Here is a 20858-nt window from a genome sequence, read left to right as displayed (position 1 = left end):
CGATGACCGCATGACGACGCCCGACGACCTCGCCGCCCTCGTCGCCTCCGTCGAGGCGGACGAGCGCGACCTCGTGCTCCGCACCTTCACGCACGACGACGCGTGGCGGCTCGGCTGCCTCCTCGTCGAGCTCGCCGACGAGCGCGACCTGCCCGTGACGATCGACGTCCGCAAGGGGCCGCAGCAGGTGTTCCACGCCGCGCGCGCGGGCACGACGCCGGACAACGACACGTGGGTCGAGCGCAAGGTGCGGGTCGTCGAGCGGTTCGGGGCGTCGTCGTACCTCGTGGGCCTGCGGGCACGGGCGACGGGGACGTCGTTCAACGAGAAGCACGACCTCCCGCTCCAGGAGTACGCCGCGCACGGCGGCGCGTTCCCCGTCCGGGTCGAGGGCGTCGGGATCGTCGGCGTCGTCACCGTGTCCGGGCTCGCGCAGGGCGACGACCACGCGCTCGTCACCGAGGCGCTGCGGTCGTTCCTCGGCCGCGCAGGCGCGACCGAAGGCTGACGCACCTACTCGCAGGCGACGCCGTCGCCGTCGCGGTCGAGCTTGGGGGCGTAGCCCGGCTCGCCACGGAGCAGCGGAGCCGCGCCGGCGGCCCGCACCGCGTCGCAGTTCTGGTAGTACGTGGACGTGCTGCCCCCGGTGTCCGCGACCCCGGCCGGGGCGCTGGGCCGGGACTGCTGGGTCGAGCGGGCCGCGGCGGCGGCCGCCTCCGCCTGGGCGACGGCCGCCTCGCGGCCCTCGACGTCGGACACCCGGGTCGCCAGGTCGGCCTCGACGGTCGCGACCGCACCCTCGCGCGCCGCGACATCGGCCTCCGACGTCTGGAGCGCCGTCGCCCGCTCGTCCAGCTCGGCCTGGGTCGCCTGTGCGGCGGCCGTCTGCTCCTCGAGCGCGGTCCGCTCGGCGTCCAGCTCGGCGCGCTCGCCCTCGACCGCGTCCTGCTCGTCGGCCGCCTGCGCGACGAGGGTCCTCGCCTCGTCGAGCGCCCGGCCCGAGTTGCCCTGTCCGACCAGCAGCCCGACGACGAACAGGGCGACGCCCGCTGCGGTCAGCAGGGCCGCCCGGCGCCCGCGTCGAGGCCGCGCGGCCCCGGTCGACGGTGCGGTGGTGGTGTCCTCGACCCAGAACGTCCAACCCTCGGGCGCGGACGGCCAGGCAGGGTCCGGGGTCCAGCCCGGCTCGGGGCGCCAGTCCCCGGGGGCCATCGGCCACCCGGGAGGGGCGTTGAATCTCAGGGCCATGCGTCGTCCTCGTCTCGCGGTCGCCGCGTCGACGTCGACGGGCACGACCGAACCCTCCTGGGGGTGTGAGGTGAACGCTAACGCGCGGTCAGCCGCCTCGGGGAGGGCGTGACGGGGTGAAAGGACGTCAGACGCCCGGTCGGGGACGTCGGTCCCGTGAGCCGTGCGAGAGAGCGGTCGGGGCCGGCACCACGAGGGTGCCGGCCCCGCCGTCCGACCGCGCAGGGGCGTGCGCGGCCGGGTCGGAGGGCCGGCGCGACGTCGGGCGTCGCGCCGGCGGTGCGGCGTCAGGCCGCGCGCGTGACCTCGATGCGCTGGGGAGCGCGGCCGGCGAACACGCCGGCGACGGTCACGGTGAGCACGCCCGCGTCGTAGGACGCGCGGACGGCGTCGGCCTCCGCGGTCTTCGGCAGGGTGACGGTGCGGCGGAACTCGCCGAACCGGACCTCGCGGACGCGGCGCCCGGCCGGGGCGGCCTCGGCCGCCTCGTCGGTGCCCGCCGCGGGCTGCTCGCCCTCGGCCTGCTCGGCGTCGTCGGCCGCCTCCTCGGCCGGAGCCTCGACGACGCGCTGGTCACGACGCTCGCCGCGGACGACGAGCCGGCGACCCTCGAGCTCGACGGTGACGTCGCGCTCCGGGTCGACGCCCGGCAGGTCGAAGCGGGCGACGAGGTCGTCGCCCTCGCGGTAGACGTCGGCGGCGGGCGCGAAGCCCGTGGGGGCGACGCCCGCGCCGGACGGGCGCGTCCAGAGCTGGCGCACGAGCCGCTCGGTGGGGAGCGGACGGAACGGCGCCACGGTGTAGGTGCTGATCATGGTGGTCCTCCAGGTCGGTCGTGCCACGGGGGCCGTGGCGTCTGACCTGTGCAACCTTGAGCGTGTCCCGCTCAGTCCCGAGTTCGCGCACGACGAACGGCCTCAGCGGCGGCGCGCCGCCCGGCGGGCCTTGCGCGCGGCCGCGGCGCGCTCCTCGGCGGCGTCGAGCCGCTCGTCGACCGCGTCGAGCGCCTCCCGCGCGGCGGACTCCGCGTCCCGCGCGTCGCTCAGGCGGGCGCGCAGCGCCTCGCGCTCGTCGGCGAGCCGCGCGAGCTCGTCCTCGACGCGGGCGAGCTCGTCCTCCACCTGCCCGACGGCGTCCCCCGCCTCGCGCGCGCGGGTGTCGGCGTCGTCGCGCTCGGCCTCCAGCCGGTCGACCTCGGCCGCGCTCTCCTCGACCTCGCGCTCGGCCGCCTCCTGGGCGTCCTCCTCCTCGGCGTCGGCCGGGGGCTCCTCGTCGCCGTCGGTCGTCCCGCCGCCGTCCGTGACTGCGCCCGTGCGCGCGCGCAGCTCGACGACGTCGGCCGGCTCGCCGCCCTCGTCGACGATCCCGAACCCGACGTGCTGGAGCGCCTGCGACAACCGGCCTGCTCGGACGAGCGCGCCCGCGTCGGGGTCCATCACCGCTGCCGTGAGAGTCTCCGCGAGCCGGTCGACCGCCGTCCCGGACACCGCACGGCCCGCGATCTCGCCGGCGTCGCGCACCTCCCCGACGACGCGCTCCACCCGCTCGCGCCGCAGCCGGTCGAGCGTGCGCAGGCGGGTGCGGTCGCGGTCGGCCGTCGCGTCGCGCAGCTCGTCCCCGAGGCTCACGAGCGCGGCGACGTCGTCCGGCCGCTCGCGCGCCACCTGGTTCACGACCCACGCCGCCACCGTCGGCTTCGTGAGCCGGCCGACGCGCTCCGCACCGACCGCGTCGCCCGACGCCTTGACCCGCTTCGCGGCGGCCGTGCGCGCCACGACGAACTGCTCGAGCGGGAGTGCGAAGAGGCCGTCGACGAGCGCGTCGACGTCGAGCGCGTCGTCGGTCATGCCGTCTCCCGTGCCGCGCGTGGTCATGACTCCCAGCGTCGCACCCCGGGGGCCGCCGTGCTCTGGCCACGTTCGTGAGGGCCGAGCAGCAATTCACCCGCTCGGCCCTGTCCGCGGCCACGAAGGCTGGGGGACTCTGGAGGTCAGGCTGGCGAGGGGGAATGATGAAACGACGATTCTGGGGTCTTGTCGGGGTGGCGATGGTGTCGCTCACGGCGTGCACGGGAAGCCCTGCGGAACCCGCGACGGTGACGGTGACCGAGACGCAAGAAGCGGAGGCGCAGGGCACGGGACCAGAGCCCACAATGGCCGAGGAGAGCGCTCCGGAGCAGCCCACGACGGCTGACGCGGGCTCCGGTGCCACCGGCGCCACGGAGCAGACGTTCACCATGCCGGCGGTGGTCGGCCAGAACCTCCAGGATGCCCAGGACCTGCTGCAGACCATGGACTCTTACGTGATGGATCAGCAGGACGCGACGGGTCTGGAGCGTCTCGCGATCGACGACTCGAACTGGACAGTCTGCGCGCAGGACCCGGCGCCGGGTGCGGTGGTACCGATCTCGACGGTGGTGACGTTGGCGGCGGTCAAGCTCGACGAGACGTGCCCGTGAGACTGTCCCGCACGGGACCGGTCGCAGTTCACGCTGCCCGTGCACCGGAAACGGCGAGCAGGCGCTCGAACGCCGCCTCGGTGACGACCGGGACGCCGTAGCGGCGGGCGGTGCGGGCCTTCGTCGAGAGGGAGTCGGGGTCGGCGGCGACGAGGAGCCGCGTGCGGCGCGTGACGTAGGGCCAGGGGGAGAGGCCCGCGGCGCGGACGTCGCGCTCCCAGGCCTCCCGCGTCCGCGACATCGAGCCGGTGAGCACGACCTCGTCGCCCGCGGCGAGCACGAACGCGGGTCGGGCCGGGACCGTGGCGCCCAGGGCGGCGGCCCCCGGTGCCGCGGTGCCCGGGGCCCCGACGTCCGCGACCGCGTCGAACAGGCGCGTCCCGAGCGCCGCCTCGACGGCTCCCGCGACGTCGTCGGCGTCGAGGCCGAGCTGCCCCGCGACCTCGTGCAGCGCCGGGTCGTCGCGCAGCGCCGCGCCGTCGTCGCGATCGCCCGTGGCGGTCGTCCCGTCGAGCGCGTCGAGCTCGGCCCGGGCCAGCGCGGCCAGGTAGTCGCGGTGCAGGGCCTCGACCGTCGCGCGGTCGAGCCCGGCGTGCCGGGCCTCCGCGAGCAGCGCGGCCCGCTCGGCGTGCGAGACGTAGCGGTCGAGGAGCGCCTCGTCGAGCAGGCGCAGGTACGTGCTCACGTCGCGCCGCGCGTCCGCTCCCGGGGCGCCGGGCGGAGACGGGTCCGGAACGGCGGGAGGGTCGGCGAGCGCCGCGAGCCAGTGCCCGCGGGCGCGGCTGGTGCCGCGCAGCACCGGCTCGGCACCGGGCAGGACGGCGGGCAGCGACCAGCGGACGCCGTCCGCCGCGGCGCGCGCGACGGCCCAGCACTCGTCGTCGGACGCGACGTCGAGGTAATACCCGAGCAGCCCCGCGGTGGCGCGCGCGTCGCCCAGGGCCGAGTGGACGCCGTCGTGCACGACGCCGACGGCCGCGCAGCACGCGGCCAGTGCCCGCGAGCCCGTGAGGTAGCGGCTCGCGAGCTGCTGCGTGCACAGGCACGCGACGGGGTCGATGGCCGCGGCGATCCCGGCGCGCCCGATCTCGGCGCGCAGGAAGCGCGTGTCGAACGCCGCGTTGTGGGCCACCAGCACGCGCCCGGCGAGCAGGCGCAGGAGCGCGGGCGCGACGCGGTCGAACGTCGGCGCGAGCGCGACGTCCGCCGCGGCGATGCCGTGCACGTGCTGCGGCCCGAGGTCGCGCTCGGGATTGACCAGGGTGGACCACTCGTCCTCGACGCGACCGGCGTCGTCCACGAGGACGACCGCGACCTCGGCGACGCGGTCGCCGAGGCGGGGCGAGAACCCCGTGGTCTCGAGGTCGACGACGGCGAATCCGGGCACGGGCACAGTCTGCCCGACGTCGCCCACGACCTGCTCCGGCGCCGCGGCCGTTACGGTCGTGTGAACTCCTCACGCTCGTGCCGCCCGGGGGTTCCGCGCGCGGCCCGGGAGGCATACGCTCGCGAGCACACGAGCCTCCGCAGCGTCGCGTCTCGTGTGCGACTCGGCCGCACCCCGACACGACCGGGGGTGGTCCGCGGGGGCCACTGTCGAGGAGGATGCGTGAGACCACGAACGATCGTCCCGTCCGCAGCGGTAGCGGGCCTCGTGCTCGCGGCGCTGACCGCAGTTCCCGTCGGCGCCGAGCCTCTCGGCGCCGCGTCCGGCACGGCCGCCGGCAGCCTGCGGGCCGCCGCGGCACCGCCCCCGCTCGAGGACCTCGTCACCGGCGACGCGGTCATGCAGCGGCTCCAGGACCTCCAGGACATCGCGGACGCCAACGGCGGCAACCGCGCGCTGGAGACGCCCGGCTACGAGGCGAGCGCCGTCTACGTCGAGGACGCCCTGCGGGCCGCGGGCTACGAGCCCGAGCGCCAGTACTTCACGTTCGAGGACCTGGAGACCGACGAGCTGTCCCTCACAGCGGCCGGCGTCGAGGTGACGTCGGACGTCTACCCGGCCGAGTTCGCGCCCGACACCCCGGACGACGGCGTCACGGGCCCGATCGTGCAGCCCGCCGACGCGCTCGTCCAGGGCTGCACCCCGGACACGTGGGACGGGGTCGCCGTGAGCGGCGCGGTCGCGCTGATCAGCCGCGGCTCGTGCCCGTTCGCTGACAAGGCGCTGTACGCGGCGCAGGCCGGTGCGGCGGCCGTGATCCTGTACAACAACACCGACGGCGCGCTGAGCCCGACCCTCGGCGCCGAGAACGACGCGTGGGTCCCGACGGTGGGCATCACGCAGGCCGCGGGCCAGCAGATCCTCGCCGCGATCGCGGGCGGCGCGGAGCCGGTCGCGACCTACGACCTGCAGACCCACGTCGAGGAGTTCGAGACGTTCAACGTGCTCGCCCAGACCCCGGGCGGGCGCGACCACAACGTCGTCATGGTCGGTGCGCACCTCGACGGCGTCGAGGACGGCCCGGGCATCAACGACAACGGCTCCGGCTCCGCCGCGATCCTCGAGGTCGCGGTCCAGCTCGCGGCCGCGACCGACGGCGGCCAGGACGTCGAGAACGCGGTCCGGTTCGCGTGGTGGGGCGCCGAGGAGGTCGGCCTGCGCGGCTCGACCCACTACGTGAGCGACCTCGCCGCGAACGACCCGGCGGCGCTCGACGACATCGCGACGTACCTCAACTTCGACATGGTCGGCTCGCCGAACTACATCATCGGCGTGTACGACGCGAACGAGTCGACCTACCCGGCCCCGGTCGAGGTCCCGCCGGGCTCGGCCGAGACGGAGGCCGTCTTCACCGACTACTTCGACGGCATCGACCAGCCCTGGGTCGACACCGAGTTCTCGGGCCGCTCCGACTACCAGGCGTTCATCGAGAACGGCGTCCCGGCGTCGGGCCTGTTCACCGGCGCGGACGGCTCGAAGACGGCCGAGGAGGTCGCGATGTTCGGCGGCACCGAGGGCATCTTCTACGACCCGAACTACCACTCGCCGGCGGACACGATCGACAACGTCGACGCGACCGCGCTCGACATCATGTCGCGGGCCATCGGGCACGCCGTCGCGGCGCTGTCCGAGGACACGTTCGCGATCAACGGCGTGGGCAACCCGCGCATCGACGCCGTCGAGGCGGAGGCGCGGTGCCTCAACGGCACGGCGTACGTCGCCGTGCGCGGCGCCAACGGCGAGGACGCCCCCGCGGACGTCCGGCTCGTCACGCCGTTCGGCGAGAAGAAGTTCAGCGCCCTCGCGCCGGACAAGAACGCGTACCAGTCGTTCAGCACGCGCGCGTCGTCGGTCGCGGCGGGCACCGCGACGGTCGCGGCCTACCAGTGGCGCGGCGGCGACCCGGTGTACCAGCGGTACGACGTGGCGTACGACGCGATCGACTGCGGCTGACGCCTCCGCGTCGACCTGACGGGCGGGGCCGTCCTCCACGGGAGGGCGGCCCCGCCCGGTCTACGCTGGCTCGCGGTGCGCCGTCGGGAGGCGCGACGGACGGGGGGCACATGGCGAAGGAACCGTTCCTGACGACGACGGACGACGAGCCGGGACAGGGCCCCGACCTGCCGGGCACGACGTCGGGCGACGGGCGCAGCACCCTCGCGCGGCTGCTCGGCGAGAGACGTCTCCTGCGCGTCCCTGCCCTCTGGGCGCTGCCGCGACCCACGCTCCCGCGGTCCTCGTTCTCGCTCCCCGGCGCGCTCCCCGGCCGTCGTGCGCGGCGCGACGACGGCGACCCGGCGCCCGAGGCGGTCCCCGGACCTGATCTCGACACCGCGCTGGAGGACGCGCTCGTCGAGGCGCTCGCGGACGACGCTGCCGTGACCGACGGCGCGGACGGTCGCCTGCCCGACGCCGCTGCGGCCGACGGTGGGTTCGACGACGTCGTCGCGGAGTGGGTGCGCCGCGTGATCGCCGCCTACCCCCGCCCGACGTACCCGCTCGAACGCGAGTGGGATGTGTCGGTCCAGGGGGTCGTGCGGCTCGTCCCGTACGTGCCGCGGTTCGCGACGGCGCCGCTCGCGCTGCTCGACCGGTTCGGCGCCGTGACGATCGGCCCTCGGCGGGTCGGCCTGGACGGCAAGGACGTCGACTGGGACCGCGTGGTCGAGGTCCGCACGGCGCCCGCGTGGACGTGCCTGTCGGCCGAGGCGCTGGAGGTGAACCTCGCGCAGTACGTCGTGGCGCTGCCCCCGCTGCCCGGCCGGGCGTGGGTGCTGGGCAAGATCAGCGAGCTCCTGCTCTCGCTCTACCTCGCCGTGCTGCCGCCGGACGCGGACGGTGACGACGTCCTCGCCGACACGCACGCGCTCTTCGGCGCGTGCGGAACCGAGGGCGGTGCCGCAGACCGGCCCGACGGCAGCGCGGACGTGGCCGACGCGGACGCGCCACCGGACCGGATGTTCGACCGCGTGGTCACCCAGGTCGTCTACCGGCGGCGGTTCGGGACGGGCGAGGCGCAGGCCAGCACGACGTCGGTCCTGCTCCAGCTCGCGCTGCGCGGCGCGACGGACACGCTCGTCCGCACGGCGGCGGAGCGCGGGGTCGACGTCGTGCATGTGCGGGCCGAGGACACGAGCGTCGGGTCGGTCGTGGCGCGCGCGGCGACGTGGCGCCGCACGGCGCTCGACCTGCGCGAGCGGGTGGGCCGGCGCCTCGGGCGCTGACGGCTATCGGTCGAGCGCCTCGAGGACCGGGGTGTCGCCCGCGGTGAAGCGGATGAAGCGCCCGACGGTCGACGGCGTGCGCAGCGCCTGGGCGACCACCATCGCGACGTCCGCGCGCGAGACGCGGGAGGCCGCGCCGTCGGGCACGTCGTCCGCGCCGTCGAGGCCGTCCGGGCCGTCGCCGACGACGCGGATCGCCCCGGTCGGGTCGTCGTCGGTGAGCGTGCCCGGGCCGAGGACGGTCCAGTCGAGGTCGGTGCCGCGCAGGTGGTCGTCGGCGGCGAGCTTGGCGTCGGCGTAGGCGAAGAAGCTCGAGTCCGGGTCGACGCCGTGGTCGGGCACCGACCCGATCCACGACACCATGACGTAGCGCGGCACCCCGGCCGCGACGGCCGCGTCCATGGTGCGACTGGCGGCGTCGCGGTCGACGGCGTACGTCCGCTCGGGGTCCCCGCCGCCGGCTCCGGCCGACCACATGACGGCGTCGAACCCGTCGAGCGCGGCGGCGATCTCCTCGGTCGAGGCGTGCTCGACGTCGAGCAGGAGCGGCTCGCCGCCCAGCCGGCGGACGAGCGGGAGCTGTTCCTCGGCGCGCACGATCCCTGTGACGGTCGCGTCGTGGTCGACGAGGATCGGGACGAGCAGCCGGCCCACCTTGCCGTGGGCACCGACGAGGGCGATCTTCATGCGGCGGACTCCTGTCTGTGGAGAGTGGGAGTCCACCGTCCTCCGTCGTCGTCCGCGCCGCCACCCGGGGCGGCCCGGGCCCGGGTGTGACGGGACCCGGTCAGGGGCGCGTCACGGGCACTGCTTCGCGTTCGGGGCGGCGTCGAGCGTCACGGTCTGCGACGCGCGCACGAGGTCCCCGCCCTCCGGGTCCTGCGCGCACACCGTCCAGCCGTTGGCCGCGCCGGGCAGGGCACCGGCCCGCGCGTCGCGCGCGTCGACGACGACGACCGTCACCGCCCCGCGCTTCTCCAGGTCGGCACGCGCCTGCTTGAGCCGCGTCTCGACGAGGTTGGGCATGGAGAACGCCGGCTCGATCTCGACCGAGACCTCGACCCCGTCCGAGCTGCCCGGCTCACCGGGGCCGCCTGTCGGCTCTCCGGTCGGGTTCGGCGTCGGCTCGACGGTCGGCTCGGAGGTGGGGGTCGTCGTCGGGTGCGACGTGGGCGACGGCGACGGGCTCCCCGGGCCGCCCGGCAGCCCGTCCACGCGGCACCCGGCGAGCGCGGTCACGGCCACGACGGCGAGCACGACCGCCCGTGCGCGTCGCGGTGCTCCCACGACCCGCGGCCGCGCGGCGTCGCGCGTCCCGTCGTCGTGCTTCCTGGTGCTCGTCCGGTCCGTCATCGCCGACGGGTCCGTCATACGTCCTGCCACTGCACCGCCCCCGGTTGCCCCCTGAAACTGATTGCGTGATCGAGGGTACGCGACGGGTGCCCGGTCGGCCTGCGCGCGGGCTGCCGTCGGGCGTCAGGGGCGGCCGGTGCCGGTGCGCTTCGGCGGCCGGACGGTCGGCACGTCGCCGACGATCGGGATGGGCCGACGGTGGAACGGGAAGCCGTAGCGCGTGACCAGACCGGCGAGCGTCGTGAGGCGGTTGCGCGGCCCGATGAGCCCCATGATGTGGACGAACAGCCACGCGAGCCACGCGACGCCGCGCGTGAGCCGCAGCCTCCCCACGACCTCGGCGATCGCCGCGCGCCGGCCGATGACCGCCATGGTGCCCTTGTCGAAGTACCGCAGGGACGTCGTCGGGCGCCCGGCCAGGAGCGCCTCGATGTTCCGCGCGACCTGCTCGCCCGACTGGATCGCGGGCTGCGCGAGCTGCGGCAGCCCGGCGGGCGAGATCGCGATGTCACCCGCCGCGAACACGCCCGGCAGGCCCTCGACCTGGAGGTCGTCGCCGACGACGACGCGCCCGCCCTCGCCGCGCGGCAGGCCCCAGTCGTCGACCTCCTCGTGGGGGTGGACCCCCGCCGACCACACCGTGAGGTCGGAGCGGATGCGCGTGCCGTCGGTGAGGACGACGGCGTCGGGCAGCACCTCCGCGACCCCGGCACCCAGGTGCAGGCCGACGCCGCGACGGCGCAGCTCCTCCGCGGCGTAACGGCGCAGCCTCGGGTGGAACGACTTGAGCACCTCGCCGCCGCGCTGGACGATCTTCACCTCGAACGCGTCGCCGTGGATCTCCGGGTAGGCGGGCCGCAGCCCCGCGGTGCGGAGCTCCGCGAGCGCCCCCGCGACCTCGACGCCCGTCGCGCCGCCGCCGACGACGACGACCCGCAGCCCCTCGTCCTTGCCGGGGTTCGCCGCGGCCTTCTCGAGGCGGATGAAGAGCGTGTCCCGGATCTTCATGGCCTGGGACCGCGAGTACATGGGGAACGAGTTCTCCTTGGCGCCGGGGGTGCCGAAGAAGTTGGCCGTGACGCCGTTCGCGACGACGAGGTAGTCGTAGTCGACCCACTCGTCGTTGAGGAGGCGGATGCGGCGCGCCTCGTGGTCGATGCCGACGAGGTGCTCGTGCACGACCCGCACGTTCTTCTGCTTGAGCCGCAGCCCGCGCAGGAAGTAGGTGACGTCGCCGGGGTTCAGGCCGCCCGTCGCGACCTGGTAGAGCAGCGGCTGGAACGTGTTGTAGACGCGGCGGTCCACGAGCGTCACGCGCACGGGCGCCTTGGCGAGCCCCTTGACGACGGCGAGCCCGGCGAACCCGGCGCCGACCACCACGACGTGCGGTAGCGGGGCGGCGGCTGCCGGGGCGGGGGCAGCGGTGACGGGCTCGGGCACGTGGCCTCCTCGGGGCGACGGGGTGGGAGAGCGCCGGTGCCCGCCCGACTGCGTCGCGGACGTCGCCGACGACGTGTGCCAGGTTACGGCGAACCCCGCCCCCACGCCGAACAGGCGCCCGGCCCCCGAGGGAGAGCCCCGGTCCCGCGAGGTAGAGCCCCGGTCCCGCGAGGTAGAGCGCTGGTCGCGCGAGGTAGAGGCGTGGTGGTGACCACGCCTCTACCTCGGCGGACCGGGGCTCTACCTCGGCGCGTCGTGGTGCTCGACGTCGTCGCGGCCCAGGAGGTCCTCGCGGACGACGCGGCGCAGCACCTTGCCGATCTGCGAGCGCGGCAGCTCCGGCACGACGGCGAACGTCCGGGGCAGCGCGTAGCGCGCGAGGCGCTTCTCGCCCCACTCGCGCACGGCGGCGAGGTCGACGCGCGGGGGCGAGGCGGCGTCGTCCGCGTCGTCGAGCACGACGACGGCGGCGACGTGCTCGTCGGACCCGGAGCCCGGCACGCCCACGACGGCGACGTCCCGCACGCCGGGCATCCCGCGCAGGTGCTCCTCGACCTGGGACGGGTACACCTTGAACCCGCCGGTGACGATCATCTCCTTGATGCGGTCGACGAGCGTGACGAGGCCCGCGTCGGGGCCGTCGAGGGCCACGCGCACGACGTCGCCCGTGCGCAGCCACCCGTCGTCGAGCAGCTGGTGGGCGGTCTCCTCGGGACGGTTCCAGTAGCCGCGGAACACCTGCGGGCCGCGGACGAGCAGCTCGCCGCGCACGGTGCGGACGCCGTCGTCGGACGGCTCGGCGTCGCGCAGGTCGCCGGCGTCGAGCGCGTCGGCGTCGACGACGCGGATCTCGGTGCTGGGGAACGGGAGCCCGAGGGTGCCGGGGCGGCGGTCGTCGGAGCACGGGTTGCCGAGCGAGATCGGTGACGTCTCGGTCATGCCGTAGCCCTCGATGAGCAGGCCGCCCGTCGCGTCCTCCCAGCGCTGCGCCGTCTCCGCCGTGATGGGCATCGCGCCGGCGAAGGCCAGGCGGATCGAGGTGAGGTCGGAGCCCGCGCCCGGGGCGTCGGCCGCGGCGGTGAGGATGCGGTCGAACATGGGCGCGACGCCGGGCAGGAACGTCGCGGGCCGCCGCGCCTGGGCGGCGACGAACGCCTGCGGGTCGAACTTGGGGAACGCGACGAGGGTCGCGCCGACGCGCGCCGGCAGGGTGAGGCAGAACGTCAGGCCGAACGCGTGGAAGAAGGGCAGCACGCCGTAGACGGTCTCGGCGCCCTCCTCGAACGACGCCCACGCCTGGCCCTGGACCACGTTGGCGACGAGGTTGCGGTGCGTGAGGACCGCGCCCTTCGGCGTGCCGGTCGTGCCACCGGTGTACTGCAGGAGGGCGACGTCGTCGGCGGCGGGGTGCGGCAGCGCCGGGGGGAGGGCCCGTGCGCGCCGGACGAGGTCGTGCCAGTCGGGTACGCCGGCCGGGAGCGGCGTGCGCAGGGCCTCGCGCTGCGCCCGGGCCCGGGCGACGGGCAGGCGCAGCGCGAGACGGCTGCCGCGCGGCAGGTCGCGCGCGATGTCGAGCCCGACGACGCGCCGCAGCCCGGGCACGTGGGCGCGCGCCTCGAGCACGGCCGGGACCGTCTTGGTCCACACGACCGCGACGCTCGCGCCGGAGTCGGCGAGCTGGTGGGCGAGCTCGTCGGCCGTGTACGTCGGGTTGTGCTCGACCACGACCCCGCCCAGCCGCTCGACCGCGTAGAACGCGACGACGTGCGACGTCGCGTTGGGCAGCACGAGCGCGACGCGGTCGCCGCGCCGGACGCCGAGGTCGTGCAGGGCGCTCGCGGCGCGCTCGACCTGCGCCACGAGCTGCGCGTACGTGGTGGTCGCGCCGAAGAAGTCGACCGCGACGCGGTCCGGCCAGCGCTCGGCCGCGCGGTAGAGGGCGGCCGTGACCGGCTCGTCGGGGACCTCGACGTCCGTCGGGACGCCGGGGGCGTAACGGTCGGTCCACGGCCTCGTCGCCAGAGTGTTCACTACGCCACCGTAACCTACGGTTGCGTAGGTTGTGTGCGGCAGCGGTGCCGAGCCGGGGAGGGCGCCGCGCGACGAGATGTCAGCCCGCGAGGACGCGGTCGAGCGCCGCGCGCCCCACGGGACCCCAGTGGGCCTTGCCGCCGGGCAGTCCGCGGTCGCCGTTCTGCCCCATGAGCAGGAGGAAGAGGGCCTTGAGCGCCGCGAGCCCGCGGGCACGCCGGACCGTCGCGTCGTCGGCCGGCGCGTAGGCGTCGAAGAACCGCGCCGCGAGGCCGGCGGGCAGCAGCACCCAGGCGGCGGCGAGGTCCCAGGCAGGGTCGCCCGCGAACAGGTCGCCGAAGTCGACGACCCCCGCGAGCGTCCCGTCCGCGACGACGACGTTCGCGGGGTGCAGGTCCCCGTGCACCCACACGGGCGGACCCTCCCACGCGGGGGCCGCGACGGCGTCGGCCCAGACGGACCGGACGGCGGCGGCGTCGTCGGGGGCGACGGCGCGCAGGAACCCCTCGAAGCCGTCCGTGACGTCGCGGGGGTGGGCGCCCCGGTCCGTGGACGACGGCGCGTCGGCGGGTGCCGCGACGTGCAGCGCCCGGAGGAAGCCCGCCAGCGCGTCGGCGGCGTGCTCGCCCCGGGTGATCGTCCCGTGGTCCAGCGGCTCGCCGGGGACCCAGGTCATGACCGTCCAGTGCCGCGGGAGACGCGCGCCCGGCTCGCCGTGCCGCACCGGCGTCGGCACGGGGAGCGGCAGGCGCGGCGCGAGCGCGGGCAGCCACCGCCGTTCCTTGAGCTGGAGCTCCGGCGTCGGGTCCATGCGCTGCACCCGCACGGCCAGGTCGTCGCCGAGCCGCCACATCTGGTTCCCCCAGCCGCCCGCGACCTCGCGGAGCGGCAGCCCGGCGAGGTCCGGGTGCTGCTCCGTCAGAGCCTCGCGGACGAGGTCGGCGGTGATCGCGGTCTCCGGGGCGCTCATGCGCGCCCACGGTACCGACACGCCGTCGGGCGCTGCTCAGGCGGGGTGCCAGCGCGCGCCCCAGCGGCGGGTCAGACGTCCGCCCGACGTCGCCGCGTGGGCCCGCACGCCCGCCTCCACGGCGTCCGCGACGCCGTGCGCGGACGCGTCCGTGTCGGCGAGGAAGCGCACGGTGACGCGCGCCTCGCCACGGACGACGCCGACGTCGTACGCCTCGACGGTCGTGAGGGCGCGCGCCGCGTCGGCGGCCGCGGGCAGCACGGCCTCGGGGTCCGCGCCCGGGTGCAGGAGGCCGACGGCGAGGGTCATGCGGTAGGACGGCACGGCTCAGGCCACGCCCGGCCGGGGCGCCGCGTCGCTGAGCACGGCGACGAGGAAGTCGGCGTCCGGGGTCCAGGGGCGCAGGTCCCACGTGGCGAGCGCGAGGTCGAGGTGCAGGCCGGCCTCCGTGGCGTCGGCGAGGAACTGCTCGGGCGGGTACCCGCGACCGGTGCCGAAGCCCACGACGGCGCGACCACCGGGCGCGAGGTGGGCGCGGAAGCGGCGCAGCACCTCCACCTCGGTACCCGGCGCGAGGAACGTCACGACGTTGCCCGCGCACACGATCAGGTCGAACGGCTCGGTGACGCCCTCCGCGGGCAGGTCGAGCTCCGCGAGGTCGCCCACGCGCCAGTCGGGTCCCGGGTGGTCGGTGCGCGCGGCGTCGACCAGGACGGGGTCCACGTCGACGCCCACCACGCTGTGCCCGCGCGCGAACAGCTCGGCGCCCACGCGCCCCGGCCCGCAGCCCGCGTCGAGGACCCGGGAGCCGCGCGGCAGCATGGCGTCGACCAGGCGGGCCTCGCCCGCGAGGTCGGCGCCCCGGGCGGCCATGGCCCGGAAGCGCTCGACGTACCAGGTGGAGTGCGAGGGGTCGGCGGCGGTCTTCTGCTCCCAGCGCGAGGGACGGGTGGCGCTCATGCCGCCGACGCTACCCGGGCGTGGGAGAGTCGGTCCCGTGACCTTGGTCCCCACCACCCTCGGCACCACCCTCGGCATCGACCTCGGGACGAGCGGGCTCAAGCTCGTCCTCCTCGGCCGGGACGGGTCGGTCGTCGCGGAGGCCGAGGCGGCGTACGACGTCGAGCACCCGCGCCCCGGCCGCTCCGAGTCGGCTCCGGCGACCTGGACGACGGCGCTCGGCACCGCCCTCGACGACCTCGCCGCCCGCGCGGCCGGGCTCGGCGAGGTCGCGGTGCGCGCGGTCGGCGTCGCCGGCCAGATGCACGCCGCGGTGCTCGTGGACGCGGCGGGGGGCGCCGTCGTGCCTGCCGTCCTGTGGACGGACGCGCGCGCCGCAGACCGGCTCGACCGCTGGCGAGCGCTGCCCGACGCCGTGCGCGCCCCGCTCGCCAACCCCCTCGTGCCCGGGATGACCGGGCCCGTGCTCGACTGGTTCGCCGCGCACGACCCCGCGACGCTCGACCGCGCGGCGCACGTGCTGCTGCCCAAGGACGTCGTGCGCGCGTGGCTCGTCGACGACCTCGCGCTCCCCGTCGCCACGACCGACCGGTCCGACGCCGCGGGCACGCTCCTGTGGGACGTGCCCCGCGACGCCTGGGCGGCCGACGTCGTCGCGCACCTCGACCTGCCGGCCCGGCTCCTGCCGGGCGTCGCGCCGTCGGACGCCGTGGCCGGGACGACCGCCCGGCTCGCGCGGTGGTTCCCGGCGAGCGGGACCGCGGTGCCCGTCGTGGTGGGCGGCGGGGACACCCCGGCCGCGCGGCTCGCCGTCGGGGCGCCCGGGCTGCACGTCAACCTCGGCACGGGGGCGCAGGTCATGGCCGCGCTCGACCGGCCCCAGCCCGCGCTCGACCCCCTCGTGCACACCTTCGCGGACACCGGCGCCGGCCCCGCCGCGCGGTGGTACCGCCTCGCGGCGGTGCAGAACGCGGGCCTGGCGCTCGGCTGGGCGCTGCGCGTCCTCGGGCTGGGCTGGTCCGACGGCCTCGCGCTCGCGCGGACCGTGCCCGACGGCGCGGGCGGCGTGACGTTCCTGCCGTTCCTCACCGGGGAGCGTGGCGGGGTCGCCGGTCCCGGCGCACGCGGGGCGTGGACCGGGCTGCGCGAGGACACGGGGCGGCCCGAGCTCGTGCGCGCCGCCGTCGAGGGCATGGTGTTCGCGGTCGCGGCGGCGGTCGACCTGCTCGACCCGGCGCCCGCGGCCTCGGCCGTGGCGCCCGTCGCGGGACCGCCCGTGAGCCGTCCGGAGGGCGAGCCGGGTGCGGTGGTCGTGACGGGCGGCGGGTCGCGCGACCCGCTCGTGCGCCGGCTCCTCGCCGACGCGCTCGGCCGGCCTGTCCACCGCGTCGGGCTCCGCAGCGCGACCGCGGTCGGCGCGGCGCTGCTCGCCGCGCGCGGCACGGGCGACCCGGTCGAGCCGGTCGTGGCCACGGACGAGCCGGAGCTCCCGGGCCCGGGCCGGGCGGACGTCGTCGAGCACCTCGCGCGCTGGCGGGAGGCCGCCGCGGCCCTCGCGTGACGCACCCGGGGCCGACCCTGCGAGAATCGAGGGATGTCCACCGCAGCCGCCGTGACCACCGGGACCGCACCCGTCACGGACCTCGCCTCCAGCGCCCCCACGGGCGAGATCCTCGCGGTGTGCCGCGTGCACGCCCTCCTGCCGGACGCGGGGCCCGTCGGCGTCACGGCGATCGACAAGCGGCCCGTCACCGGGCCGGTCAAGGTGCGCCGGCTCGGGCTGTACGCCGACCTGCAGGCCGACCGCGCGAACCACGGCGGCGAGGAGCAGGCGGTGTACGCGTACGGGCAGGACGACGCGGACTGGTGGGCCGGCGAGCTCGGTCGCGACGTCCCGCCGGGCCTGTTCGGCGAGAACCTGCGCGTGGAGGGCATCCCGGTCACGGAGGCCGTCGTCGGCGAGCGGTGGGCCGTGGGCACCGCGCTCCTCGAGGTCACCCAGCCGCGCACGCCCTGCTCGACGTTCGCGCGCCGCCTCGGCGAGGACCGGTGGGTCAAGCGCTTCACGGTCGCGAACCGCACCGGCGCGTACCTGCGCGTCGTGCAGCACGGCGAGCTGCGCGCGGGCGACGCGGTGACGGTCTGCTACCGGCCCGAGCACGGGGTGACGCTCGCCGACTGGTTCGGCGCCTGGAACGGTCGCGGCGCGGACCCCGAGCGCGCGGCCGGGCTCGCGCGCCGCCTCCTCGCCGCCCACCTCGAGGGCGACGTCACGCTCACGGACGAGCTGCGCGCCCGCGCCGAGATCGCGGCCGGACGCCGGATCGAGGACTGAGCGTCAGCGCTCCGCGCGCGGGATGCGGGGGCCGCGACGGCCGCGGGGCGGCTCGTTCGGCGGCCACTCGCCGTCGTCGGAGCCGTCGTCGGCGGTGAAGAGCAGGTCGTGCAGGCGCACCTGGACGTTCTCGACGTCCGGCACGTCGTGGAGGTTCAGGCCGGGCTTGTCGGTCGCGTCCGAGATGACGAGGGTGCCGCAGCCGAAGATCCGGTCGATCGGACCCTTCTCGTAGTTGACGTCGTTGATCCGGTAGAGCGGGATGTCGCGGCCGGTGCGCGTGATGATCCCCGAGCGCATGGCGATGCGCTTGTTCGTCACCGTGTACTCCGTGGTGCGCCAGCGCAGCCACGGCACGAACACCCAGACCACCGCCGCGACCAGCGCGAGACCCGCCACGACCCAGCGGACGACGTCGTTCGGGACGAGCAGGACCGTGACCACGACGGCGGCGACCAGCACGAGCAGCAGCACGAACGGCCAGAACAGCGCCTTGGCGTGCTCCTTGAGCTCCATGACGACGTGCTCGCCCTCGGTGAGGTGCTTCTCGCTCAGTCCCATGGGCAGCATCGTGCCACCCGCGCTACCCCTGCGCGGCCAGGTTCCAGCCCTCGACCGTGCGCAGCCCGTGCCCGTAGCCGAGGAGGCAGATCGCCGCGGTGCCGAGCTCGAACCGCGCGCCCAGGGCCGGGTCGAGCCCGAGCCAGACCGTCGCGAGGACGCGGAGCAGGTGGCCGTGCGCGAACAGCACCGCGTCGCCGCCGTCCTGGAGCGTCGGCTCGACGCGCCCGAGCACCCGGGCGGCCCGCGCCGCCACCTGGTCGAGCTCCTCGCCGCGGTGCCCGTCGGGCGCCGCGAGGACGTTCACGCCGTCGCGGAAGAGCAGCCACTCGCGCCCGAGCTGCTCGCCGACCGCGACCGAGGTGCGCCCCTCGACGGGCCCGTAGTCCCACTCGGCGAGGTCGTCGTCGGTCGTGGCGGCGGGGAAGCCCGCGAGGTCGGCGGTCCGGCGCGCCCGCTCCCGGGGGCTCGTGAGCACGACGGCGGGGCGCCGCCCCCGGCGGTCGGCCCACCCCTGGAGCCACACGCCGGCCGCGACGGCCTGCTGCTCGCCGGCGACGGTGAGCGGGACGTCCGAGCGGCCCGTGTGGCGCCCGCTCGCGCTCCACTCCGTCTCGCCGTGGCGGACGAGGACGAGCTGCGGGTCGGGGGAGGGGGCGGTCGGGGTCACGGGGCGGCCTTCCTGCGCGGGGGTTCCTCAGCAGGATCACCCCGGCGCGCGGACGGCGCGCGGCGACAGCCCTGCCGGGCGGTGCCGGGGCCTCGACCGGCGGGCGCGGTCGGGTCAGTCGGGGATGCCGTCGAGACCGTTCACCGTGAGGAAGACGACGAGCGCGCCGAGCAGGACGACGGCGAACCCGGTGGCGACGAGCAGGACGGTACGGGGGCGGACGCGCACGAGGACTCCGGGCCTGGGGGACGGGCGGGCCTCCCCATTCTCCCGCAGCACCACGGCGGTGCGGTCCGTGGGTGCGGCACCCGTTGACACGTCTGGCGGGGCCCGGCAGGGTGGCCGGACGCGTGGTCGGGACGACCGCGCGGACGAGGACGTCGGCGACCGCGCCGCGGCGGGACGCCGACGCGCCGGTCCGGGGGAGGAACCGCGATGGTGCACGAGACGGCGGACGGGCAGACCGCGTACGGCAGCCCGGAGTTCGACTGGTCGATCCTCACGGTGCCGACGGCGCTCGCGGTCGTGCGGGGACAGCTCGGCTTCTCGTGGCTCGAGCTGAGCGACCGGCTCGCGACGCTGACGCAGGCGGAGCTCGAGTGGGAGCCGGGCCCGGACGCGCTGCGGGTCGTGCGGCGGGGGTCGGAGCGCACGCCGCGCACGCTCGGTGCGGGCGAGTGGGTGATGGAGTGGCCGGAGGGTCCGGACTCGCCGCAGCCGCGCACGGTGGCGTGGCTCGTCGCGCACCTCACCGAGGCGTTCTTCGAGCGCTGGGAGTGGACGTTCGGGCCGCACGAGCGGCGCCGGGACGCGGTGACCTTCTCGGGGGAGGTCGGGCCCGCCGTCGACGGGCTGCGGCACGAGGTCGAGCGGTGGCGCGCGGGCGTCGACGGCCTGCCCGAGGACGGAGCGTTCACGGTCGGGCTCGGCCAGGCGACGGAGATCGACGCGCAGGCACCGTTCGCCCACCTCGTCGCGCACATGAACCGCGAGCTCGTGCACCACGGGGCCGAGATCATGGTGCTCCAGGACCTGTACCGCGCGACGCACGGCACGGACTGATCGCCCGCCGCGGGAATCGCGCGGCCGCCCAGATGGTTGAAGCGTCACATGACCACGAACAGCCCGGCGCCGACGGACGCCGCCGCCCCCACGGTGAAGATCGACATCTGGTCCGACGTCGCGTGCCCCTGGTGCTACGTCGGCAAGCGACGCCTCGAGACGGCGCTCGGCCGCCTCGCGGAGTCCGGTGACGGGCCGCAGGTCGACATCGAGTACCACTCGTTCGAGCTCGCGCCCGACACGCCCGTCGACTTCGACGGCACCGAGGTGGACTTCCTCGCCGGGCACAAGGGCATGCCGCGCGCCCAGGTCGAGCAGATGCTCGGGCAGATGACGCAGCTCGCCGCGGCCGAGGGGCTGCGCTACGACTTCGACGCGCTCCAGCACACCAAGACGCTCACGGCCCACGAGCTGCTGCACCACGCGAAGGCGCACGGCAAGCAGGTCGAGATGAAGGAGCGGCTGCTCAAGGCGTACTTCGAGGAGGGTCGTCACGTCGGCCGCGTCGAGGAGCTCGCGGACCTCGCGGCCGAGGTCGGGCTCGACCGCGCCGAGGTCGTCGCGGCGCTCGAGGACGGGCGCTGGGCCGACGACGTCCAGGCCGACATCGACCAGGCGCGCGCCTACGGGATCAACGGCGTGCCGTTCTTCGTGGTCGACGGACGGTACGGCGTCTCGGGTGCGCAGGACCCGGCGGTGTTCGTCCAGGTGCTGCAGCAGGCGGTCGCGGAGCGTGACGCGGCCTGAGCCGCGGCGTCCCGGACCACATCGGGATGCGGCGTGGAAGCGACGCATCTCACACCCGGTGCGGTGGAACTGCGACTCGGTATCACCCAGACTGGACGCAGCCCGCACCGACGCCGGCCCACACGTGCACCGGCGCCCGTGAATCCCACGAGGAGGCCTCAGATGACGGACACGACCACGAACCTCTACCACTCCATCGCGAACCCGCGCCGCACGACGCTCATGACCGTGAGCGCCGCGGACGCCGCCGCCCCGCACCGTGAGCCCGCACCCGGCCTCACGCTCGTGGGCGCCGACGACGCCGCGGTGTGCGTCGACGGGTCGTGCGCGCTCTCCGAGTAACCGTGAGTGC

Annotated in this window: 22 protein-coding genes; 9 read left to right on the top strand and 13 right to left on the bottom strand. The window is 76.0% G+C overall.

Annotated elements, in window-relative coordinates; translation table 11 throughout:
• Nucleotides 1-10: 10 nt before the first annotated feature.
• The gene (locus tag GWJ10_RS17890) at nt 11-508 is read left to right on the top strand and encodes a heme-degrading domain-containing protein (protein ID WP_076404403.1); all 498 of its coding nucleotides are present in this window, start codon (nt 11-13) and stop codon (nt 506-508) included.
• Between the two features lie 5 nt (nt 509-513).
• Here GWJ10_RS17890 and GWJ10_RS17885 read toward each other — a convergent pair whose 3' ends face one another.
• The 3 genes from GWJ10_RS17885 to GWJ10_RS17875 all read right to left on the bottom strand — a co-directional run bounded on the left by GWJ10_RS17885 (nt 514) and on the right by GWJ10_RS17875 (nt 3122).
• Nucleotides 514-1248, bottom strand: a complete 735-nt coding sequence (locus GWJ10_RS17885) for an excalibur calcium-binding domain-containing protein (RefSeq protein WP_241005892.1) — start codon at nt 1246-1248, stop codon at nt 514-516.
• A gap of 287 nt (nt 1249-1535) precedes the next feature.
• Entirely contained in the window at nt 1536-2063 is a 528-nt protein-coding gene (locus GWJ10_RS17880) for an Hsp20/alpha crystallin family protein (protein ID WP_163188780.1), read from the bottom strand.
• Nucleotides 2064-2165: 102 nt separating this feature from the next.
• Nucleotides 2166-3122, bottom strand: coding sequence for a hypothetical protein (locus GWJ10_RS17875; protein WP_163188779.1), 957 nt, complete (start codon nt 3120-3122; stop codon nt 2166-2168).
• Between the two features lie 137 nt (nt 3123-3259).
• Here GWJ10_RS17875 and GWJ10_RS17870 point away from each other — a divergent pair, with 137 nt between their 5' ends.
• Entirely contained in the window at nt 3260-3706 is a 447-nt protein-coding gene (locus GWJ10_RS17870; RefSeq protein ID WP_163188778.1) for a PASTA domain-containing protein, read from the top strand.
• A 28-nt stretch (nt 3707-3734) separates the two neighbouring features.
• Here the strand turns inward: GWJ10_RS17870 and GWJ10_RS17865 are convergent, their stop codons facing one another.
• Complete coding sequence (locus GWJ10_RS17865; RefSeq protein ID WP_163188777.1) at nt 3735-5093, bottom strand: exonuclease domain-containing protein; 1359 nt, start codon at nt 5091-5093, stop codon at nt 3735-3737.
• A gap of 222 nt (nt 5094-5315) precedes the next feature.
• On the opposite strand from GWJ10_RS17865, the gene GWJ10_RS17860 reads away from it, so the two are divergent.
• Together GWJ10_RS17860 and GWJ10_RS17855 are read left to right on the top strand one after the other, a co-directional pair.
• The gene (locus GWJ10_RS17860) at nt 5316-7106 is read left to right on the top strand and encodes a M28 family peptidase (protein WP_163188776.1); all 1791 of its coding nucleotides are present in this window, start codon (nt 5316-5318) and stop codon (nt 7104-7106) included.
• A 110-nt stretch (nt 7107-7216) separates the two neighbouring features.
• Nucleotides 7217-8377: a hypothetical protein gene (locus GWJ10_RS17855; RefSeq protein WP_163188775.1), complete on the top strand. Its 1161-nt coding sequence runs from the start codon at nt 7217-7219 to the stop codon at nt 8375-8377.
• Between the two features lie 3 nt (nt 8378-8380).
• On the opposite strand, the gene GWJ10_RS17850 is transcribed toward GWJ10_RS17855, so the two are convergent.
• The 7 genes from GWJ10_RS17850 to GWJ10_RS17820 all read right to left on the bottom strand — a co-directional run bounded on the left by GWJ10_RS17850 (nt 8381) and on the right by GWJ10_RS17820 (nt 15131).
• On the bottom strand, nt 8381-9064 hold the full coding sequence (locus GWJ10_RS17850; protein ID WP_163188774.1) for an SDR family oxidoreductase: 684 nt from the start codon (nt 9062-9064) through the stop codon (nt 8381-8383).
• A 111-nt stretch (nt 9065-9175) separates the two neighbouring features.
• Entirely contained in the window at nt 9176-9730 is a 555-nt protein-coding gene (locus tag GWJ10_RS17845; protein ID WP_163188723.1) for a PASTA domain-containing protein, read from the bottom strand.
• A gap of 123 nt (nt 9731-9853) precedes the next feature.
• Nucleotides 9854-11170: an NAD(P)/FAD-dependent oxidoreductase gene (locus GWJ10_RS17840; RefSeq protein ID WP_163188773.1), complete on the bottom strand. Its 1317-nt coding sequence runs from the start codon at nt 11168-11170 to the stop codon at nt 9854-9856.
• Nucleotides 11171-11410: 240 nt separating this feature from the next.
• Nucleotides 11411-13201, bottom strand: coding sequence for an AMP-binding protein (locus GWJ10_RS17835; protein ID WP_163188772.1), 1791 nt, complete (start codon nt 13199-13201; stop codon nt 11411-11413).
• A gap of 79 nt (nt 13202-13280) precedes the next feature.
• Nucleotides 13281-14171 carry an aminoglycoside phosphotransferase family protein gene (locus tag GWJ10_RS17830; protein WP_163188771.1) on the bottom strand — a complete coding sequence of 297 codons (891 nt, stop codon included), beginning with the start codon at nt 14169-14171 and terminating at the stop codon, nt 13281-13283.
• 36 nt (nt 14172-14207) lie between these two features.
• Nucleotides 14208-14495 (bottom strand): hypothetical protein, encoded by a 288-nt coding sequence (locus GWJ10_RS17825; protein WP_163188770.1) that lies wholly within the window; start codon nt 14493-14495, stop codon nt 14208-14210.
• Nucleotides 14496-14498: 3 nt separating this feature from the next.
• Nucleotides 14499-15131 carry a class I SAM-dependent methyltransferase gene (locus GWJ10_RS17820; protein ID WP_163188769.1) on the bottom strand — a complete coding sequence of 211 codons (633 nt, stop codon included), beginning with the start codon at nt 15129-15131 and terminating at the stop codon, nt 14499-14501.
• A gap of 37 nt (nt 15132-15168) precedes the next feature.
• On the opposite strand from GWJ10_RS17820, the gene GWJ10_RS17815 reads away from it, so the two are divergent.
• Nucleotides 15169-16692, top strand: a complete 1524-nt coding sequence (locus GWJ10_RS17815) for an FGGY family carbohydrate kinase (protein WP_163188768.1) — start codon at nt 15169-15171, stop codon at nt 16690-16692.
• A gap of 33 nt (nt 16693-16725) precedes the next feature.
• Nucleotides 16726-17466 carry an MOSC domain-containing protein gene (locus GWJ10_RS17810; RefSeq protein ID WP_081600313.1) on the top strand — a complete coding sequence of 247 codons (741 nt, stop codon included), beginning with the start codon at nt 16726-16728 and terminating at the stop codon, nt 17464-17466.
• Between the two features lie 3 nt (nt 17467-17469).
• Here the strand turns inward: GWJ10_RS17810 and GWJ10_RS17805 are convergent, their stop codons facing one another.
• On the bottom strand, nt 17470-18027 hold the full coding sequence (locus GWJ10_RS17805) for a PH domain-containing protein (RefSeq protein ID WP_043659328.1): 558 nt from the start codon (nt 18025-18027) through the stop codon (nt 17470-17472).
• 22 nt (nt 18028-18049) lie between these two features.
• A complete protein-coding gene (locus GWJ10_RS17800) occupies nt 18050-18697 on the bottom strand; it encodes a histidine phosphatase family protein (protein ID WP_163188767.1) in 648 nt (215 codons plus the stop codon).
• A gap of 435 nt (nt 18698-19132) precedes the next feature.
• On the opposite strand from GWJ10_RS17800, the gene GWJ10_RS17795 reads away from it, so the two are divergent.
• The 3 genes from GWJ10_RS17795 to GWJ10_RS17785 all read left to right on the top strand — a co-directional run bounded on the left by GWJ10_RS17795 (nt 19133) and on the right by GWJ10_RS17785 (nt 20848).
• On the top strand, nt 19133-19759 hold the full coding sequence (locus GWJ10_RS17795) for a DinB family protein (protein WP_021483015.1): 627 nt from the start codon (nt 19133-19135) through the stop codon (nt 19757-19759).
• Nucleotides 19760-19807: 48 nt separating this feature from the next.
• Nucleotides 19808-20506, top strand: coding sequence for a DsbA family oxidoreductase (locus GWJ10_RS17790; RefSeq protein WP_021483014.1), 699 nt, complete (start codon nt 19808-19810; stop codon nt 20504-20506).
• Nucleotides 20507-20668: 162 nt separating this feature from the next.
• Nucleotides 20669-20848: a hypothetical protein gene (locus GWJ10_RS17785; protein WP_163188766.1), complete on the top strand. Its 180-nt coding sequence runs from the start codon at nt 20669-20671 to the stop codon at nt 20846-20848.
• The last annotated feature ends 10 nt before the right edge of the window (nt 20849-20858 follow it).

It is taken from the genome of Cellulosimicrobium sp. SL-1, assembly GCF_011033075.1.
In the GTDB taxonomy this organism is placed as follows: Bacteria; Actinomycetota; Actinomycetes; order Actinomycetales; family Cellulomonadaceae; genus Cellulosimicrobium; species Cellulosimicrobium funkei.
This window is presented reverse-complemented; position numbering and strand designations above follow the sequence as displayed.

Excerpts from the sequence above, each read along its gene's own strand:
- GWJ10_RS17870 (WP_163188778.1), top strand. The coding sequence starts at position 3,260 with ATGAAACGACGATTCTGGGGTCTTGTCGGGGTGGCGATGGTGTCGCTC.
- GWJ10_RS17880 (WP_163188780.1), bottom strand. The coding sequence starts at position 2,063 with ATGATCAGCACCTACACCGTGGCGCCGTTCCGTCCGCTCCCCACCGAG.
- GWJ10_RS17805 (WP_043659328.1), bottom strand. The coding sequence starts at position 18,027 with ATGGGACTGAGCGAGAAGCACCTCACCGAGGGCGAGCACGTCGTCATG.
- GWJ10_RS17885 (WP_241005892.1), bottom strand. The coding sequence starts at position 1,248 with ATGGCCCTGAGATTCAACGCCCCTCCCGGGTGGCCGATGGCCCCCGGG.
- GWJ10_RS17810 (WP_081600313.1), top strand. The coding sequence starts at position 16,726 with ATGTCCACCGCAGCCGCCGTGACCACCGGGACCGCACCCGTCACGGAC.
- GWJ10_RS17890 (WP_076404403.1), top strand. The coding sequence starts at position 11 with ATGACGACGCCCGACGACCTCGCCGCCCTCGTCGCCTCCGTCGAGGCG.
- GWJ10_RS17820 (WP_163188769.1), bottom strand. The coding sequence starts at position 15,131 with ATGAGCGCCACCCGTCCCTCGCGCTGGGAGCAGAAGACCGCCGCCGAC.
- GWJ10_RS17795 (WP_021483015.1), top strand. The coding sequence starts at position 19,133 with ATGGTGCACGAGACGGCGGACGGGCAGACCGCGTACGGCAGCCCGGAG.
- GWJ10_RS17875 (WP_163188779.1), bottom strand. The coding sequence starts at position 3,122 with ATGACCACGCGCGGCACGGGAGACGGCATGACCGACGACGCGCTCGAC.
- GWJ10_RS17845 (WP_163188723.1), bottom strand. The coding sequence starts at position 9,730 with ATGACGGACCGGACGAGCACCAGGAAGCACGACGACGGGACGCGCGAC.
- GWJ10_RS17790 (WP_021483014.1), top strand. The coding sequence starts at position 19,808 with ATGACCACGAACAGCCCGGCGCCGACGGACGCCGCCGCCCCCACGGTG.
- GWJ10_RS17785 (WP_163188766.1), top strand. The coding sequence starts at position 20,669 with ATGACGGACACGACCACGAACCTCTACCACTCCATCGCGAACCCGCGC.
- GWJ10_RS17830 (WP_163188771.1), bottom strand. The coding sequence starts at position 14,171 with ATGAGCGCCCCGGAGACCGCGATCACCGCCGACCTCGTCCGCGAGGCT.
- GWJ10_RS17855 (WP_163188775.1), top strand. The coding sequence starts at position 7,217 with ATGGCGAAGGAACCGTTCCTGACGACGACGGACGACGAGCCGGGACAG.
- GWJ10_RS17850 (WP_163188774.1), bottom strand. The coding sequence starts at position 9,064 with ATGAAGATCGCCCTCGTCGGTGCCCACGGCAAGGTGGGCCGGCTGCTC.